Source organism: Exiguobacterium sp. N5 (genome assembly GCF_025842465.1).
Taxonomy (GTDB): domain Bacteria; phylum Bacillota; class Bacilli; order Exiguobacteriales; family Exiguobacteriaceae; genus Exiguobacterium; species Exiguobacterium profundum.
On record NZ_JAPAEP010000006.1, the window covers coordinates 37428 to 53607 of the forward strand.

Annotated in this window: 18 protein-coding genes, 1 rRNA gene and 1 other annotated feature; all 19 genes read right to left on the reverse strand. The window is 48.5% G+C overall.

The annotated features are described in order from the left end of the window. Positions 1-27: 27 nt before the first annotated feature. The 19 genes from nusG to rrf all read right to left on the reverse strand — a co-directional run bounded on the left by nusG (position 28) and on the right by rrf (position 16040). On the reverse strand, positions 28-579 hold the full coding sequence (nusG, locus tag OKS35_RS14840) for a transcription termination/antitermination protein NusG (RefSeq protein ID WP_012727691.1): 552 nt from the start codon (positions 577-579) through the stop codon (positions 28-30). A 16-nt stretch (positions 580-595) separates the two neighbouring features. Next, the gene (gene secE / locus OKS35_RS14845; RefSeq protein WP_012727692.1) at positions 596-766 is read right to left on the reverse strand and encodes a preprotein translocase subunit SecE; all 171 of its coding nucleotides are present in this window, start codon (positions 764-766) and stop codon (positions 596-598) included. Positions 767-800: 34 nt separating this feature from the next. Continuing rightward, the gene (rpmG, locus tag OKS35_RS14850) at positions 801-947 is read right to left on the reverse strand and encodes a 50S ribosomal protein L33 (protein WP_012727693.1); all 147 of its coding nucleotides are present in this window, start codon (positions 945-947) and stop codon (positions 801-803) included. A gap of 128 nt (positions 948-1075) precedes the next feature. Then, positions 1076-1717: an RNA polymerase sporulation sigma factor SigH gene (sigH, locus tag OKS35_RS14855; protein WP_012727694.1), complete on the reverse strand. Its 642-nt coding sequence runs from the start codon at positions 1715-1717 to the stop codon at positions 1076-1078. Positions 1718-1926: 209 nt separating this feature from the next. After that, entirely contained in the window at positions 1927-2466 is a 540-nt protein-coding gene (locus tag OKS35_RS14860; RefSeq protein ID WP_159563155.1) for an NYN domain-containing protein, read from the reverse strand. Further along, the gene (gene rlmB, locus OKS35_RS14865) at positions 2463-3212 is read right to left on the reverse strand and encodes a 23S rRNA (guanosine(2251)-2'-O)-methyltransferase RlmB (RefSeq protein WP_031421850.1); all 750 of its coding nucleotides are present in this window, start codon (positions 3210-3212) and stop codon (positions 2463-2465) included. The genes OKS35_RS14860 and rlmB overlap by 4 nt, the downstream gene beginning before the upstream one ends. 109 nt (positions 3213-3321) lie before the next feature. Continuing rightward, entirely contained in the window at positions 3322-3726 is a 405-nt protein-coding gene (locus OKS35_RS14870; RefSeq protein WP_264093392.1) for a Mini-ribonuclease 3, read from the reverse strand. Next, complete coding sequence (cysS, locus tag OKS35_RS14875; protein ID WP_074035353.1) at positions 3723-5120, reverse strand: cysteine--tRNA ligase; 1398 nt, start codon at positions 5118-5120, stop codon at positions 3723-3725. The genes OKS35_RS14870 and cysS overlap by 4 nt, the downstream gene beginning before the upstream one ends. After that, entirely contained in the window at positions 5089-5778 is a 690-nt protein-coding gene (gene cysE, locus OKS35_RS14880; protein WP_074035352.1) for a serine O-acetyltransferase, read from the reverse strand. The genes cysS and cysE overlap by 32 nt, the downstream gene beginning before the upstream one ends. A 51-nt stretch (positions 5779-5829) precedes the next feature. Beyond that, positions 5830-6037, reverse strand: a binding site (T-box leader). After that, positions 6037-7494 (reverse strand): glutamate--tRNA ligase, encoded by a 1458-nt coding sequence (gltX, locus tag OKS35_RS14885; protein WP_201302271.1) that lies wholly within the window; start codon positions 7492-7494, stop codon positions 6037-6039. (Overlaps the previous feature by 1 nt.) A 45-nt stretch (positions 7495-7539) precedes the next feature. Next, positions 7540-8013 carry a 2-C-methyl-D-erythritol 2,4-cyclodiphosphate synthase gene (gene ispF, locus OKS35_RS14890; RefSeq protein ID WP_012727701.1) on the reverse strand — a complete coding sequence of 158 codons (474 nt, stop codon included), beginning with the start codon at positions 8011-8013 and terminating at the stop codon, positions 7540-7542. After that, positions 8010-8690, reverse strand: a complete 681-nt coding sequence (gene ispD / locus OKS35_RS14895; RefSeq protein ID WP_264093393.1) for a 2-C-methyl-D-erythritol 4-phosphate cytidylyltransferase — start codon at positions 8688-8690, stop codon at positions 8010-8012. The genes ispF and ispD overlap by 4 nt, the downstream gene beginning before the upstream one ends. Before the next feature lie 55 nt (positions 8691-8745). After that, positions 8746-9810 (reverse strand): PIN/TRAM domain-containing protein, encoded by a 1065-nt coding sequence (locus OKS35_RS14900; protein ID WP_012727703.1) that lies wholly within the window; start codon positions 9808-9810, stop codon positions 8746-8748. Positions 9811-9924: 114 nt separating this feature from the next. After that, complete coding sequence (radA, locus tag OKS35_RS14905) at positions 9925-11301, reverse strand: DNA repair protein RadA (RefSeq protein ID WP_012727704.1); 1377 nt, start codon at positions 11299-11301, stop codon at positions 9925-9927. 56 nt (positions 11302-11357) lie between these two features. Further along, positions 11358-13793 carry an ATP-dependent Clp protease ATP-binding subunit gene (locus OKS35_RS14910; RefSeq protein ID WP_012727705.1) on the reverse strand — a complete coding sequence of 812 codons (2436 nt, stop codon included), beginning with the start codon at positions 13791-13793 and terminating at the stop codon, positions 11358-11360. 24 nt (positions 13794-13817) lie between these two features. Next, positions 13818-14861, reverse strand: a complete 1044-nt coding sequence (locus OKS35_RS14915; protein ID WP_159563159.1) for a protein arginine kinase — start codon at positions 14859-14861, stop codon at positions 13818-13820. Beyond that, positions 14861-15295: a UvrB/UvrC motif-containing protein gene (locus tag OKS35_RS14920; protein ID WP_074035342.1), complete on the reverse strand. Its 435-nt coding sequence runs from the start codon at positions 15293-15295 to the stop codon at positions 14861-14863. The genes OKS35_RS14915 and OKS35_RS14920 overlap by 1 nt, the downstream gene beginning before the upstream one ends. 5 nt (positions 15296-15300) lie before the next feature. Continuing rightward, complete coding sequence (locus tag OKS35_RS14925; protein WP_074035340.1) at positions 15301-15777, reverse strand: CtsR family transcriptional regulator; 477 nt, start codon at positions 15775-15777, stop codon at positions 15301-15303. A gap of 146 nt (positions 15778-15923) precedes the next feature. Next, positions 15924-16040: ribosomal RNA gene (gene rrf, locus OKS35_RS14930) — 5S ribosomal RNA — on the reverse strand. Positions 16041-16180 lie beyond the last annotated feature (140 nt).

Here is a 16180-nt window from a genome sequence, read left to right on the forward strand (position 1 = left end):
ATCCGTTTTACGGATTAGCAAGTGGGTTTAGTTAATTTTCTGAACTTGTTCGAAATCAAGCTCAATTTTTGTTTCACGACCGAACATGTCGACCACGACTTTGAGCTTCTCTTTGTCGGCTTCAATCTCGTCGATTGTTCCTTCAAAGTTCTCAAATGCGCCTTCTTTCACGCGGACAAGGTCACCGAGTTCATAGTTGTAACGATCTTTCTTCTCGATGAGTCCCATTTGTGACAAGACGTTTGTCACTTCGTCCGGTTGGAGTGGGATTGGTTTTGCCCCACCACCCGTTGAACCGAGGAAGCCGGTGACGTTTGGCGTGTTGCGGACAACATACCATGAATCGTCAGTCATGACCATCTCTACGAACACATAGCCCGGGAAACTTTTGACTTCACGTTCTTTGATTTTCTTCTCGCCACTCTTCAATGTGACTTCTTCTTGCGTCGTTTCAGTCGGGACGAGGACGCGGAAAATTTTATCTTCCATGTTCATCGAACCGATTCGACGTTCTAGGTTTTCTTTGACGTTATTCTCAAAACCTGAGTACGTCTGGACAACAAACCATTGTTTCTCCACGGCTTTCACCTCTTCCTTAGTTAATCAATAAATTGACGAGATAACTGACCCCAGTATCTACGCCGAACACGAACAGGCCAATCACGACAACAGTCGCGATGACAGTAATGGTATATTTCGTGAGTTCTTTACGAGTCGGCCAACTCGTTTTCTTCAACTCTTTCCATACGTCGCGCAAAAAGTTCATGGTAGCTTCCTCCTACATTGAATGCCAATCTACGTTACTTTGATTCCCGATGCAGCGTATGCGCGTTACAGCGGCGACAAAACTTCTTCATTTCAAGCCGTGTCGACACGCCATCTTTTTTTGTCGTCGAGTACTCTCGAGACCCGCATTCTGAGCAAGCGAGACTTACTTTCTTTGCCATTCATAAGCGCCCCTTTCGACTACTCTCTCTTAAAAAAGAGCGAAAAAAAAACGCCTCCTGTAAATGGCGTCTACGGACAAGGCGCTGCTTTTAAAGTATCACATAGGAGGCACGCGGTCAATAATCGGTTAGCTCGTGAGCATCCGGACGTCGACATGACGCTCGAATTTCTTCTTCACGCGCTGTAACGCATTATCGATCGATTTGACATGACGATCGAGGTCATCTGAAATCTCTTGATAAGAACGCCCGTCTAAATAAAGACGCAAGACTTTCCGTTCGAGGTCACTCAAGATCTCATCCATCTTCGCTTCCATGAACGACTGTTCTTCCTGTGTCACGATTAATTCTTGTGGGTCAGTCGGATGTGGTGGCAAGATGACATCGAGCAACGTCCGGTCAGACTCTTCATCAAAAATTGGTTTATCGAGTGACACATATGAATTGAGCGGAATATGTTTTTGGCGTGTCGCCGTCTTGATTGCCGTGATCATCTGGCGGGTAATGCACATCTCGGCAAAGCTTTTGAATGACGCAAGTCGCTCGTCTTTATAATCACGCACACCTTTATAAAGGCCGATCATCCCCTCTTGGACGATGTCCTCATGATCTGCACCAATCAAAAAGTATGAACGTGCCTTCGCCCGCACAAAATACCGGTATCGTTCAATCAAAAACTCGAGCGCGTCGCTATCCCCTTCGTTGCGCGCCAATAAGACCAACTCTTCGTCTGACATTTTTTCAAACTGTTCGTACGGCCATCCGTTCATGCTCGTTACCCCCCGGCGATTGATCCTGAACTATGTAAGGTTGTGTCCCATTATAGGGCTCCCTACTCCTATGCGTCAAACAAATTTCTAAAAATTCCGTCAATTAAATACTGTGTAACTCATATATGTAATAGTATACAACATTCCTTTGCAAAAAAATGTCAAAATCGAAACAAAGACGAGTCCATTTCATGAACTCGTCCGTGATTTCAATCACCTTTTGATTTGCGACGTCGCATTTCTTCAAACTTTGCTTGAATATGTGGTGGAATATCAATCGTCTTCCGATTTGCTTGTTCTTTCTCTAGCGACACGCGCTGTTGCTCAATCAGTGTTTTCGCATGCTTCCAATCTTTCAACAGTTCGGTTGCCGGAACGCGCAATGCGCCTTGACCAAAGATGACCCACTGCTCCGTGAAATCGTTCGTCGCAACGAATAATGTAATGAGCCGGTCATCCACTAATTCATGGGCACGCCGCTCAATCCATTCGTCCGCTGTCTCATTTTCTTTCGTATAGACAACGTCGACCCGACTCCGCTTCTCTTTGGATTCACGACCATAGCGCATGTGGGCGTCAAACACGATGGTGACCTCTTTGCCGGACGCAGCCTGATATTCTGCCATCGCCTCAATCAACAGATTGCGTGCTTGTTCAAAATCTACATCGCGGAGACTTCTCAAGTGAGGCCACGCGCCGATGATATTATATCCGTCGACAAGAAGGAGCTCGCGCTTCAGGATACTCATGCCAATGGATGACGTGAGCGATGCACCTCATACAGGAGGAGCGCCGCTGCAACAGATGCATTGAGTGACGTGACATGACCGACCATCGGTAAATGAACAAGGAAGTCGCACGATTCGCGCACGAGTCGGCTCATCCCCTTGCCCTCACTTCCAATGACCACAACAAGTGGCATATTTCCATCCAATCGACGATAGTCCTGACTTTCTTTCGCATCGGTCCCGACAACCCACAATCCTTTTTCCTTCAACTCTTCAAGTGTCCGTGTCAAGTTCGTCACACGCGCCACCGGAATATGCTCAATGGCCCCGGTCGAGGCTTTGGCAACCGTTTGAGTCAAACCGACCGAGCGACGTTTCGGAATGATGATTCCATGTGCGCCAACGGCATCGGCGGTCCGTAGAATCGAACCGAGATTGTGCGGGTCTTCGAGCTCATCTAGCAAAATGAAGAGCGGTGTCTCCTCTTTCGAAGCTGCGAGAGCGAACATGTCTTCGACTGTTTTGTATTCATAAGCCGCAACCGCCGCAACGACTCCTTGGTGATGTTCACTGCCAGCCATCTTCTCAAGTTTCGTTTTTGGGACGAATGACACTTGGACCGATGCTTCGTTCGCCATCGCGATGATTTGAGCGAGTGGTCCCTTTTGCTGACCTTCCATAATGAATACTTTATTCATATCACGACCACTTCGCAGTGCCTCGAGTACCGGGTTACGACCGTAAAGGAAGTCAATCCCTTCCTCCATCACATCGACTTCCTTATAGTCAGGGCGTTCTGCCTTTTGGCGACGCGTGCGATCTGGTCGTTCCCCACGAGGGCGGTCAAACGTTCGTTTCTCCGCTCCCCGATTTCCGTCATGTCGTTTCGGTCGACTCGGCTTCGAGTCGTTCGAACGCTTGTTTGATGAGTTCTTCAAGACGATCCCTTCTTTCTGTCAAATAGATATACCCAATCAGTGCCTCAAACGCCGTGGAATAACGATACGTGTGCACATCGACCCGTTTCGGAACCGATCCTGATTTCGCATTCTTTCCACGTCTGACGACAGCCTGTTCCTCTTCCGTCAACGCATCCGTCTCTAACCAAAATGTCACGACGCTCGCCTGCGCCCGTGCATTGACGTAGCGGACCGCGCCCCGGTGCAAGTCATTCGGGCGCGTCAATCCTTTCTCGAGCAGGCGTCTCCGTATAGCCATTTCGTATACCACGTCTCCCATGTAGGCGAGCGCAAGGGCATTCATTTGTTTCGGTTGCATCATAACCGCTTCCACCGAACCCCTTGGGCCGTGTCTTCGAGTTGGATGTTTTGTTCTTTTAGTAAATCACGAATCTCGTCAGCCCGGGCAAAATTACGTGCCGCCCGTGCGTCGTTCCGTTCTTGAATCAATTGGTCGATCTCGGCATCCAATAGTTCTTTTTCTTCTGCCAACGTCAAGCCGAGGACACCCGTCAATTCATCAAATAGCGACAGGACCTGTTCTAGCGTCGCTTTTGCCACATGATCGGCCTTCGCATAAATGTTCGCTTCCCGTGCCAAGTCAAAGAGGACGGTCACGGCGTTGGCCGTATTGATATCATCATCCATTGATTCGATGAAAGACGCCTTGATGGATTCAAGCTTCCGTTCCATCGACTCGCTCGCCTCTCCAAGTCCAGCTGTTACCGACAAGCGATATTCAATATTTTGGTAAGCTTCCTTGATTCGGCTCCAGCCGTTCGCCGCTTGTTCAATCAATTCTCGGCTATAGTTGATCGGATGACGATAATGCACAGACAACATGAAGAAGCGCAGGACCATCGGGTCGACTTCTTTCAACGCCTCATGGACGAGGAGGAAGTTTCCGAGCGACTTAGACATCTTCTCATTTTCAATGTTAATGAAGCCGTTATGCAACCAATAGTTGGCGAACTTCGCATGGTTGCAAGCTTCTGACTGAGCAATCTCGTTCTCGTGGTGTGGGAATTTCAAATCATGCCCGCCCGCGTGAATATCAATTGTTGTCCCGAGATGTTTTTTCGCCATCGCCGAGCATTCGATATGCCAGCCCGGACGTCCTTTGCCCCACGGACTATCCCATGACGGTTCATCCGGTTTAGCCGCTTTCCATAAGACGAAGTCGAGCGGGTCTTCTTTCTTCTCCCCGACATCGACACGTGACCCGGCCCGCAAATCTTCAATCGATTGCTGACTCAATTTTCCGTAAGTCTCAAACTTCTTCGTCCGGAAATACACGTCTCCTTCTGATTCATAAGCGAACCCTTCCGTCTCTAATTGACGAATGAATTCGATGATTTCTACCATCGTATCGGTAACACGGGGATGCACGTCTGCCGGTTGAACGTTAAGTGCCCCTGTATCTGCTAAATACGCCTCGATATAGCGATTCGTCAGCGTCTCCGTGTCTTCTCCTAATTCATTCGCCGTACGAATGATCTTGTCATCCACGTCTGTGAAGTTCAAGACGTATTTGACCTCGTACCCACGATACGTCAAGTAGCGACGAACCGTATCGAAGGCGATCGCCGGACGGGCGTTTCCGACATGAATGTAGTTGTAAACGGTCGGACCGCATACGTACATCGATACTTTACCCGGAACAATCGGGACAAACGGTTCTTTTTTATTCGTGAGACTGTTGTACAGCTGAATCATGTGTCTTCTCCTCCATCCGCTTTTCAAGCGTTGCTAATTTTTGTTGTAGTTCATCCACTGCCGCTTCTAAGCGTTCTTGGCATTCGCGGTCCGGATCTGGGAAACGATGATCTAGATCATGTTGCTTCACACGCTTACCGTTTCGGATGACGACACGACCTGGAATTCCGACCACGGTCGAATCAGACGGCACATCGTTCAATACGACCGAGCTCGCTCCGATTTTGACGCAATCGCCGACCGTGATGTTACCAAGTACTTTCGCCCCCGCTGAAATAAGCACGTCACTCCCGATTGTCGGGTGACGCTTCCCTTTCTCTTTCCCCGTTCCACCCAGGGTGACGCCTTGATAGATAGTGACGTCATTCCCGATAATCGCCGTCTCACCGATGACGACACCGAAACCGTGATCGATGAACACGCGGTCCCCAAGCACCGCCCCCGGATGAATTTCAATCCCGGTCAACCAACGACTGAATTGGGCTAATAATTTGGCCACCAGTTTCATGTTACGTTTCCATAATCCGTGCGCGATGCGATGTGCCCATATGGCGTGAAGGCCTGGGTAAGTCAGTGCCACTTCTACTTTCGAACGAGCGGCAGGGTCTAGTTCCAGGACAGTCCGCAAGTCTTCGCGGACACTGCTCCAAAATCCCATAATCGATATCTCCTTTTCTTATACAAAAACAAAGACGCCCCTGTGCCAAGGCACAGAGACGCCGTAAGCGCGGTTCCACTCTGTTTGGGAAAATGCGTTCCCCTCTCAAGTCTCGTTAACGCCGAGTCACGGTCTCGACTACATATCGCCGAGACGGCTCAGAGGTGCACTTCTTCGGGGGACACATCTAGAACTCCCAGCCTAGGTTCTAGTCTCTGCAACGTGTCGTACCGCTTACTTTCCTCATCAATGCCTTTATTACGCTAATAGAGTTGTCAGACGCTTCAACACACGCTCTTTTCCGATTAACGAAATGGCGTTCGGGAGTTCTGGTCCATGTGTTTGTCCTGTCGTCGCGACACGGATTGGCATGAACAAGTTTTTCCCTTTTTGACCGGTAGCTTTTTGCGTCGCTTTTGTCGCCGCTTTAATCGCTTCCGGAGTGAAGTCTTCGATTGCTTCGAGCTGCTGTTTGAACTCTGCAAGAACAGCAGGTACCGTTTCACCTGAAAGGACAGCGTTCGCTTCCTCGTCATACTCGATTTCATCTTTGAAGAACAAGTCTGTCAACGCGACGATTTCTGCTCCGTGCGTCATTTGTTCTTTATACAATGCAATCAAGTTTGTCGCCCAATCCGCTTCCTCAATAGATACCGCCTCGGGTAATCGTCCTGCTTCTTGTAAGAATGGTAAACTGAGTGCCACCACTTCGTCAAGCGTGGCCTTCTTCATGTATACACTGTTGATCCAAGAAAGTTTTTGTTGGTCAAAAACTGCCGGACTCTTCGACAAACGTTTCGCATCAAACATTTCAATGAACTCTTCTTTCGAGAAGATTTCTTCTTCCCCGACAGGTGACCAGCCAAGGAGCGAAATGAAGTTGAAGAGCGCTGCTGGCAAGTAGCCGAGATCCGCATATTGTTCGATGAACTGAATGATCGATTCGTCCCGTTTTGATAACTTTTTATGTTGGTCGTTGTAGATGAGCGTCATGTGACCGAATTCAGGATAGTCCCAACCAAGTGCGTCATAGACCATCATCTGTTTTGGTGTGTTCGCGATATGGTCGTCCCCACGCAACACGTGACTGATCTTCATCAAATGGTCGTCCACGACAACTGCGAAGTTGTACGTTGGAATGCCGTCCTGTTTCACGATGACCCAGTCACCGAAATCTTTCGATTCAAACGAGACGTCTCCTTTGACGACATCTGTCCATTTATACGTCACGCCTTCCGGCACACGAATCCGAATAGACGGTTTACGCCCTTCCGCTTCAAACGCTTCACGTTCTTCAACAGTGAGGTTACGGTGCGCACCCGAGTAACGTGGTGCCTCCCCACGTGCGATTTGTGCTTCACGCTCTGCTTCAAGCTCCTCCGAGGTCATGTAGCATTTATAAGCAAGGCCTTTGCTCATCAACTCATTGACGTATTTCTCATAAATCGCAAGACGCTCCATTTGGTAATACGGACCGTAGTCTCCGTCACGCCCTGGACCTTCATCCCAGTCGATGCCGAGCCATTCCAAGTATTTCATCTGACTCTCGACACCGTTCAACACATTCCGTTTCTGGTCAGTGTCTTCAATCCGAAGAATCATTTTTCCGCCAGCATGGCGAGCAAATAAGTAGTTAAACAACGCCGTCCGCGCATTTCCGATATGGAGATGCCCCGTCGGACTAGGCGCATAGCGTACACGCACTTCACTCATAATAGTTCCACCTTTCTTCTCTTCTGCCCAAATAGTATACCATTTCTGTCAAGCCCGGTTGAGTAAGATGACCGCTTGCGCCGCAATCCCTTCTTCGCGTCCCGTGAACCCCAGTTTCTCCGTCGTCGTCGCTTTCACGTTCACCTGCTCGATGTCCGCCTCAAGAAGTTCGGCAATGACCGCGCGCATCTCATCAATGTAAGGACGAAGTTTCGGACGTTGAGCCATGACCGTCGCATCTACATTTCCGAGAACGTAGCCTTGATCTTTCACGAGCTGCCAGACGTGACGAAGCAATACTTTCGAATCTGCATCTTTAAATTCCGGATCCGTATCCGGGAAGTGTTTCCCGATATCACCTGCCGCAATTGCTCCAAGTGCCGCATCCGCAATGGTATGGAGTAACACGTCCGCATCAGAATGACCGAGAAGTCCACGCTCATGTGGGATTTCGATTCCCCCTAAGATTAACGGACGTCCTTCTGCAAATGCGTGTACATCAAAGCCTTGACCAATTCTCATTGTAATTCCTCCTTCGCTAAAATCGCGTCGCCGAACAATAAATCTTCGGGCGTCGTCATTTTGATGTTGTGATAGTCCCCAAGGACCACTTGTACCGATTCGCCGAGCCACTCAAACAAACTGGCATCATCCGTTCCCATCACCTGTTGTTCGACCGCTCGTTCATGTGCCGCCAAAATCGCTTTCGCCTGAAAGGCTTGCGGCGTTTGTGCCAACCATAAGTTTTCACGGGGAACGGTGCGTTCGATGTGATGACGTTGAACTTGTTTGACCGTATCTTTAACGGGTACCGCCAAGATGGCACCACCTTGCAGTGCCGCTTCAGCCACTTGATGCAACTGTTCACGTTTTACAAACGGACGCGCACCGTCATGAATCATCACAATCGTATCGGGTGCAACAACCTTCAGTCCTGCATGGACACTCTGTTGTCGTTCTTCCCCTCCTGCTACGTATGTAACCGGCGTATTCATCTGTGACGTCATCGCCTCGAACCAGTCACGTTCTTCTGGCCGGATGGCTAACACCATTCGTTCGCACCACGGATCGGTATCGAACGCCTGTAACGTCCAAGCAATAATCGGTTTGTCACGGAGCGTCAGCATCAACTTATTCGCATCCGCACCCATCCGCTTCCCTCTTCCCGCAGCCGGGATGACAACTGTATAAGCTACCATGTTAATACCTCTCTTCGTGAAAAAAGAGAGCGCTCTCGCGTCTCTTTTTGATCCGTTATTCTGGACGGGCAAAAATCATACGGCCTGCAGACGTTTGTAAGACACTCGTCACAACGACAGGAAGCGTCTTCGAAATCAATTTACGTCCGCCCTCCACGACAACCATTGTCCCATCCTCAAGGTAAGCAACCCCTTGATTCTGCTCTTTTCCTTCTTTAATAACTGTCACGACCATCTCTTCACCAGGAATGACAATCTGTTTGACGGCGTTCGCCAAATCATTGATGTTCAAGACCGGTACATTTCGTACCTCACACACTTTATTTAAGTTGTAGTCATTCGTAACAACAATCCCGTTTTTCAGTTCAGCTAGTTTAATCAATTTGATGTCGACTTCCGGTACGTCTTCGAAGTCTCCATCATAGATTTCAACCTGGATGCGCTTGTTCTCTTGTAGTTCCTTCAAGATGTCCAGTCCACGACGTCCACGATTCCGCTTCAACGTATCCGAGGAGTCGGCGATGTATTGCAGTTCGCCGATGACGAACTGGGGCACAATCAATGTTCCTTCCACGAATCCAGTCGTCGCAATATCCGCGATTCGACCATCGATGATGACGCTCGTGTCTAAAATCTTATCATTAGAGCGTTGGACCGGTTCAGCCGCAGGCTTTTCCCGTTCGCTCTTCACAAATAGTTTGATCCATTCGTTACGCTTCCGATAGCCGACCGCGAAACCAAAGTAACCAAACAGGGCCGTGACAAAAATCGGGACGATTTTACTCAGTAAGAAAATATTCGTGACTTCAAGCGATACACTAATCAAAAAGGCAATCAAGAGCCCGATGATGAGACCGATCGAACCGAATAAGATATCCCCTACCGGTAAACGGACGAGCCGTTCTTCGACAAAACGAATAAATGCAACAACACCATCTGTTAAGAATAAACTAAGAATGAAGAAGATAAGTCCACCAATCAAACTTGCTACGTATGGAATCGTTAACCACTCCGGCACATTCATGCCAAGGTCTGCTAATAAAAGCGTCGCTTCGATGATTCCGAACCAACCCACGACGAGTCCAATCAAAATAAATCCGATTCGTACAGCAATCTTCACTCATTCCACCTCCTTCTATATGAAATAAAATTTCAAAAAATAACACTTTCATTGTAACATGATTTTTTCAATCACGTTCGTTACAAAGCGTTAAAAACTGCCAGTGGCGACCCGTTAGAACGGAATCGCCAACTGGAGTGCTTCGTCCACTGTTCCGACCCCGACGACTTCAATCCCTGCCGGAGCGGTCCATCCCCCCATGTTATTTTTCGGGATGATAGCCCGTGTAAAACCTAGTTTTGCCGCCTCGGCGACACGTTGCTCGATTCGGGAAACCCGTCGCACTTCCCCAGTCAATCCGACCTCACCGATGCAGACATCCGTCGGACGAGTCGGACGATCGCGGAAACTCGAGGCAATCGAGATACAAATCGCAAGGTCAATCGCCGGTTCATCCAGTTTGACGCCACCGGCTGCTTTCAAGTACGCATCCTGCGTCTGAAGCAAGAGACCGGAACGTTTTTCGAGCACGGCCATGAGCAGCGCGACTCGGTTTTGATCAATGCCCGTGGCCATACGTCTCGGGTTCCCGAACGATGTCGGAGAGATGAGTGCTTGGAGTTCCACGAGTACCGTCCGCGTACCTTCCATCGAGGCGACAACGGTCGAACCCGATACGCCAGCCGTGCGTTCCTCCAAGAATATTTCAGATGGATTAAGCACTTCCTCTAGTCCACTCTCTTTCATCTCGAAAATGCCAATCTCGTTCGTCGATCCAAAACGGTTTTTCACCGCCCGTAAAATACGGAACGTATGATGACGCTCCCCTTCAAAATAAAGTACCGCATCGACCATATGTTCAAGTAAGCGCGGGCCGGCAATCGACCCTTGCTTCGTCACGTGACCGACGATGAAGACCGCAATCCCTCGCGTTTTCGCAATTTTCATGAGGGCGGCCGTACATTCTCGAACTTGTGACACGCTCCCTGGCGCCGATTGAATCTCATCCATATATACCGTTTGAATCGAGTCAATGATGACAAATCCAGGTTGCTCCTCATCAATAACCCGTTCGATCATCAACATGTCCGTCTCAGCGAGCACGAACAAGTCATCGGTCGGTAAACCAAGGCGTTCCGCACGAAGTTTTGTCTGTTTGAGAGATTCCTCCCCCGAGATGTATAACACCTTTTTACCACTATGGGCTAAGTGAGCGCTAACCTGTAACAGAATGGTCGACTTCCCGATTCCCGGGTCCCCGCCGACCAAAACGAGTGAACCTGGGACAATCCCACCGCCGAGGACACGGTCAAATTCACGACTATTCGTATGCACGCGCGTCTCTTCTTGTGAGACGACGTTCGCTAAGCGTTCCGGTTTCAATTGTCGCGATGAACTATGCACAAAGGCCGCTCCACGTTTGGCTTTCTTCTCTTCTACAAACTCTTCGACGAGCGTATTCCATTCATTACAACCCGGACAACGCCCCATCCACTTGGCTGATTCATATCCGCACGATTGGCAGACGTATTTCGTTTTAATTTTGGCCATAAGTTCCCTTCCTGTCTAAAAAAAGCTCCCTCTAAACGACGAGGGAGCTGAATGTTTTACTGAACTACACCTTCGTTACGAACGACGAACTCTCCATCTTGTACGTCGAGCGCAACTTTACTGCCTCTAGCGATTGTGCCGCCGAGCATTGCTTCTGAGAGGCGGTCCTCCACTTCCCGTTGAAGGGCACGACGGAGAGGACGAGCCCCGTATTCCGGATCGTAGCCGACATCGGCAATTTTATCGAGTGCCGCATCCGTCAAGCTGAAATCAACACCTTGTTCGGCGAGACGTTTCTTAAGTGTCTCTGCCATAAGTTTGATGATTTCTTGAATGTGCTCTTTTTGAAGTGAATGGAATACCGTGATTTCATCAATCCGGTTCAAGAACTCAGGTCGGAACGCTTTCTTCAATTCCTCGAGTACTTTGTCCTTCATTTCCGTATATTCACGTTTCACATCATCTTCCACTGTGAATCCTACATATTTGTTTCGTTGAAGCGCTGCGGCTCCGACGTTAGACGTCATGATGATGACTGTGTTTCGGAAGTCGACTGTGCGACCTTTCGAATCCGTCAAGCGACCGTCGTCTAACACTTGAAGCAAGATGTTGAATACTTCTGGGTGCGCTTTTTCGATTTCATCGAGTAGGATAACCGAGTAAGGTTTCCGACGCACTTTTTCAGTCAATTGACCGCCTTCTTCGTAACCAACATAACCAGGAGGCGAACCTACGAGACGGCTCGTCGCATGTTTTTCCATGTACTCGGACATGTCGATTCGAATGATGGCATCTTCATCGCCAAACATCGCTTCGGCAACTGCACGGGCGAGCTCTGTTTTCCCGACTCCGGTCGGTCCGAGGAAGATGAATGACCCGATTGGACGTTTCGGATCTTTCAATCCGGCCCGGGCGCGACGGATCGCACGGGAAATTGATTTCACCGCATCGTCTTGACCGATGACACGGTTGTGAAGAATCGATTCGAGTTTGAGGAGACGGTCTGTCTCTTCTTCGGCAATCTTCGTGACCGGTACACCTGTCCAGTTCGCAACAACTTGAGCGATATCTTCTTTCGTCACTTCAAGTTTTTCGTTACCTTGCTTGTTCTGCCATTCTGCTTTCAACTCTTCTAACTCATCGCGTAACTTCTGTTCCGTATCGCGAAGGGAAGCTGCTTTTTCAAACTCTTGGCTTTGTACGGCAGAGTCTTTCTCTTTACGAATCGATTCGAGACGGGATTCCAACTCTTTCAAATTCGGTGGTGCCGTGAATGAGCGAAGTCGTACTTTTGATGCCGCCTCGTCGACGAGGTCGATTGCCTTATCCGGCAAGAAACGATCGGAGATGTAACGGTCTGAAAGGACGACCGCCTCGTGAATCGCCGTATCTGTAATCGTCACACGGTGGTGTGCTTCATAGCGATCGCGTAACCCGAGTAGGATTTGTTCAGCTTCTTCTGTCGTCGGTTCGTTCACTTGAATCGGTTGGAAGCGGCGCTCAAGCGCTGCATCTTTTTCGATGTACTTCCGGTATTCATCAAGTGTAGTCGCCCCGATACATTGAAGTTCACCACGAGCCAATGACGGCTTGAGGATGTTCGACGCATCGATTGCACCTTCTGCACCGCCCGCACCAATCAATGTGTGCAACTCGTCGATGAAGAGAATAACGTTACCAGCTTGACGAATTTCGTCCATCACTTTTTTCAAGCGATCTTCGAACTCACCACGATATTTTGTACCTGCGACGAGTGTACCCATGTCGAGTACCATGACGCGTTTGTTGCGAAGCGTTTCAGGTACCTCGTTGTTGATGATTTGCTGAGCGAGACCTTCGACGACCGCTGTTTTCCCGACTCCTGGTTCCCCAATTAGAACCGGGTTGTTCTTCGTCCGACGCGACAACACTTCGATGACACGTTGAATTTCGCCTGCGCGTCCGATGACCGGATCCAAACGAGACTCGCGCGCTTGTTGTGTCAAATCGCGTGCCAATCCGTCAAGCGTTGGTGTTGCGGCGCTCGCCCCAGGTTGCGAAGCATTTGAAGATGACTCCGTGTTCCCGAGAAGTTGCAACACTTGTTGGCGTGCTTTCGTCAAACTGATTCCAAGGTTATTGAGGACGCGTGCCGCGACCCCTTCTCCTTCACGAATCAATCCTAGAAGGATGTGTTCCGTTCCGACGTAAGAGTGTCCCAATTTCCGAGCCTCATCCATCGAGAGCTCAATGACCTTTTTCGCACGCGGTGTGTAATGAATTGTCGATCCATTCTCTGAACCACGTCCAATCAATGATTCTACTTCTTGTTGGATTTTTTCAGAGGTCAATCCGAGGGCGAAGAGCGCTTTTGCCGCGATTCCTTCTCCTTCACGAACCAATCCTAATAAAATATGTTCTGTACCAATATTATGATGGCCAAGACGTACGGCTTCCTCTTGTGCTAAAGCTAATACGCGTTGTGCTCGTTCTGTAAATCGTCCAAACATCATTGACATAACCTCCTTATAGTTGGATCAAACTAAGCCTTGATCTAACGTCCGACGAACAAGTGTCGCTCGTTCTCGATCCCGTTCTTGCGTAGATAATGTTTTCCCGAAATGTTTTTGTAGAAAACCTGATTGTAACCGAACGATGAGTTCATGAAACTTCGGCGGACTCCAATCAGACAAAATTCCTAGGTCACTCGCTAAATGTAAATCAGATAGCCGCTCAATGGCTTCGGTAGAAGAAAGAAGTTTGGCATATCGTAAAATACCATATGACCGATAAAACCGATCCTCTAACTCTTCTTGTCGATGTGCGATGAGCTCTTCACGCGCATGACGTTCTGCTTGAATCACTTGTTCTGTCACTTCCATAAAGTCAGCTAACAGCTGTGATTCATGACTGCCCAATGTCCGCTGATTTGACAGCTGGAACAACCGTCCTGCCGCATCGCTGCCTTCTCCATAACGACCTCGAATCGTATAGCCGAGTTTTCGAAGCTCTCGCAAAATGGGGCTGATTCGACCCGTTAACGTGAGACCCGGTAAGTGTAACATGACCGAGGCCCGGAGTCCTGTTCCGATATTGCTTGGACATGTCGTCAAGTAGCCTAACTGTTCGTCAAAGGCGTATGAGAGTGATTCCGCGCACAGTGCGTCTACTTGAGTCGCTAATTCAAACGCCTCTTTCACTTGATAACCTGGGAGTAAGGTCTGAATTCGTAAATGATCTTCCTCGTTAATCAACACACTGATAGTTTCATCTTCACTTAAAAAGACTGCACTTTCTTCGTTGGTCGCAATGGCCGGACTAATCAAATGTTTTTCCATCAATGCCTGTCGGGTGACTTCATCATAATCACGCATATGAAGATATTCAAATCCCTTTAACCCATGTAACCGTCCTTCGAGACGATCACATAGTTGACGTTCTCCTTCTTTAGAAAGGACTGGCGAAAATACAGTGTCTTTGACGTTACGTGCCAGTCGGATTCTTGTGGAGACAACCAGGTCATCCAATTTGGCACGCTCTTTCATTTTGGGACCAAGTGGATGTGTTAGGAACGTTTCCATTAGACATCACCTTGCCCTTCTAATTGCTTCATTTCTTTTTGAATGCGTGCTGCTCGTTCATAATCTTCTTGTTCGACAGCACGGGTCAACTCCCCTGCCAACTTTTCGAGCCGCTCTTCGATTCGTTCATGTGGTGTACGTAACTGGTCAGGGACCGAACCGATATGATGATCATGTCCTTGTTGATATTGACGTGTGATTTTAATCAGTTCATCACGAAATACGGTATAACACATAGCACATCCTGCTTTTCGTACACGCAATAAATCTTGACGCGTCATCTGACAGGTTGGGCAGCGCTTTACGACCGGCACATAGCCCGTCATAAGTTCTACCGTACATTGTCGACATAGCCGTTTTTTTACGGGTACGTCCTGTTCCATGACAACGACTTCATTGACAGCCGGTCGCTGTTTACAACGTTCGCATAGCATACGACTTACCCTCCATTACGATAACGAAGTACTTTCATCAGCGCGAGTAGTTGCTGACGTCGAATATAGGAGCGATCGTCAACTTGTAAGTTCAATGCTTCATCTGATAAGAGATGATAGATCAACTGCGCCTCTTGTTCGTGCATCATCTGTTCTTCAACCAATCGAATCAGCACATTTTCAACGAGCTGTTCGTTCAAACGTGGATGTTCATGAATGATATCCATCAAACTAGAGAGAACATCTTGCTTTTCGTGTAAAATAACGCGTCGAATACGAATATATCCGCCACCGCCACGTTTACTTTCTACTAAATATCCTTTTTCGACGGTAAAACGTGTGTTGATGACGTAATTGATTTGGGATGGGACACATTCGAATCGTTGTGCGATATCTTGACGTTTGATTTCAATTGCGTTTGCCTGACTTTCCTTCAAGACTTGCTTCAAATACTGTTCGATGACATCCGAAATATTTCTCATCTCCACCACCCTCTGACCATCTTTGACTTTTGACTATATTTTATCATTGATTTAAAAAAAGGCAAACGAAAAGCGATGCCTCTATGTCGAGAGCATCGCTAAAACAAAAAAACGACCGAGCGTATGCTCGGTCGTCCTGCGTTGTTGCCTGGCAACGTCCTATCCTCACAGGGGGAGATCCCCCAACTACTTTCGGCGCTGAGACGCTTAACTTCCGTGTTCGGCATGGGAACGGGTGTGGCCGTCTCGCTATCGCCACCAGACAAAATGAATATTAACACCGCGTCATACGCATGTCAATATTGTTTTAGGGTTTGTTCCCTGAAAACTGAGGATTCATCAACACAAACCATTAGACTAGATCAAAGCCTCGACCGATTAGTATCATTCAGCTCCACGTGTC

Bases quoted from the DNA above. Each gene is read 5' to 3' on its own strand.
- secE (WP_012727692.1), bottom strand. From the start codon at position 766: ATGAACTTTTTGCGCGACGTATGGAAAGAGTTGAAGAAAACGAGTTGG.
- rpmG (WP_012727693.1), bottom strand. From the start codon at position 947: ATGGCAAAGAAAGTAAGTCTCGCTTGCTCAGAATGCGGGTCTCGAGAG.
- sigH (WP_012727694.1), bottom strand. From the start codon at position 1,717: ATGAACGGATGGCCGTACGAACAGTTTGAAAAAATGTCAGACGAAGAG.
- OKS35_RS14860 (WP_159563155.1), bottom strand. From the start codon at position 2,466: ATGAGTATCCTGAAGCGCGAGCTCCTTCTTGTCGACGGATATAATATC.
- rlmB (WP_031421850.1), bottom strand. From the start codon at position 3,212: ATGGAGGAAGGGATTGACTTCCTTTACGGTCGTAACCCGGTACTCGAG.
- OKS35_RS14870 (WP_264093392.1), bottom strand. From the start codon at position 3,726: ATGATGCAACCGAAACAAATGAATGCCCTTGCGCTCGCCTACATGGGA.
- cysS (WP_074035353.1), bottom strand. From the start codon at position 5,120: ATGATTCAGCTGTACAACAGTCTCACGAATAAAAAAGAACCGTTTGTC.
- cysE (WP_074035352.1), bottom strand. From the start codon at position 5,778: ATGGGATTTTGGAGCAGTGTCCGCGAAGACTTGCGGACTGTCCTGGAA.
- ispF (WP_012727701.1), bottom strand. From the start codon at position 8,013: ATGAGAATTGGTCAAGGCTTTGATGTACACGCATTTGCAGAAGGACGT.
- ispD (WP_264093393.1), bottom strand. From the start codon at position 8,690: ATGGTAGCTTATACAGTTGTCATCCCGGCTGCGGGAAGAGGGAAGCGG.
- radA (WP_012727704.1), bottom strand. From the start codon at position 11,301: ATGGCCAAAATTAAAACGAAATACGTCTGCCAATCGTGCGGATATGAA.
- OKS35_RS14910 (WP_012727705.1), bottom strand. From the start codon at position 13,793: ATGATGTTTGGACGATTTACAGAACGAGCACAACGCGTATTAGCTTTA.
- OKS35_RS14915 (WP_159563159.1), bottom strand. From the start codon at position 14,861: ATGGAAACGTTCCTAACACATCCACTTGGTCCCAAAATGAAAGAGCGT.
- OKS35_RS14920 (WP_074035342.1), bottom strand. From the start codon at position 15,295: ATGCTATGCGAACGTTGTAAACAGCGACCGGCTGTCAATGAAGTCGTT.
- OKS35_RS14925 (WP_074035340.1), bottom strand. From the start codon at position 15,777: ATGAGAAATATTTCGGATGTCATCGAACAGTATTTGAAGCAAGTCTTG.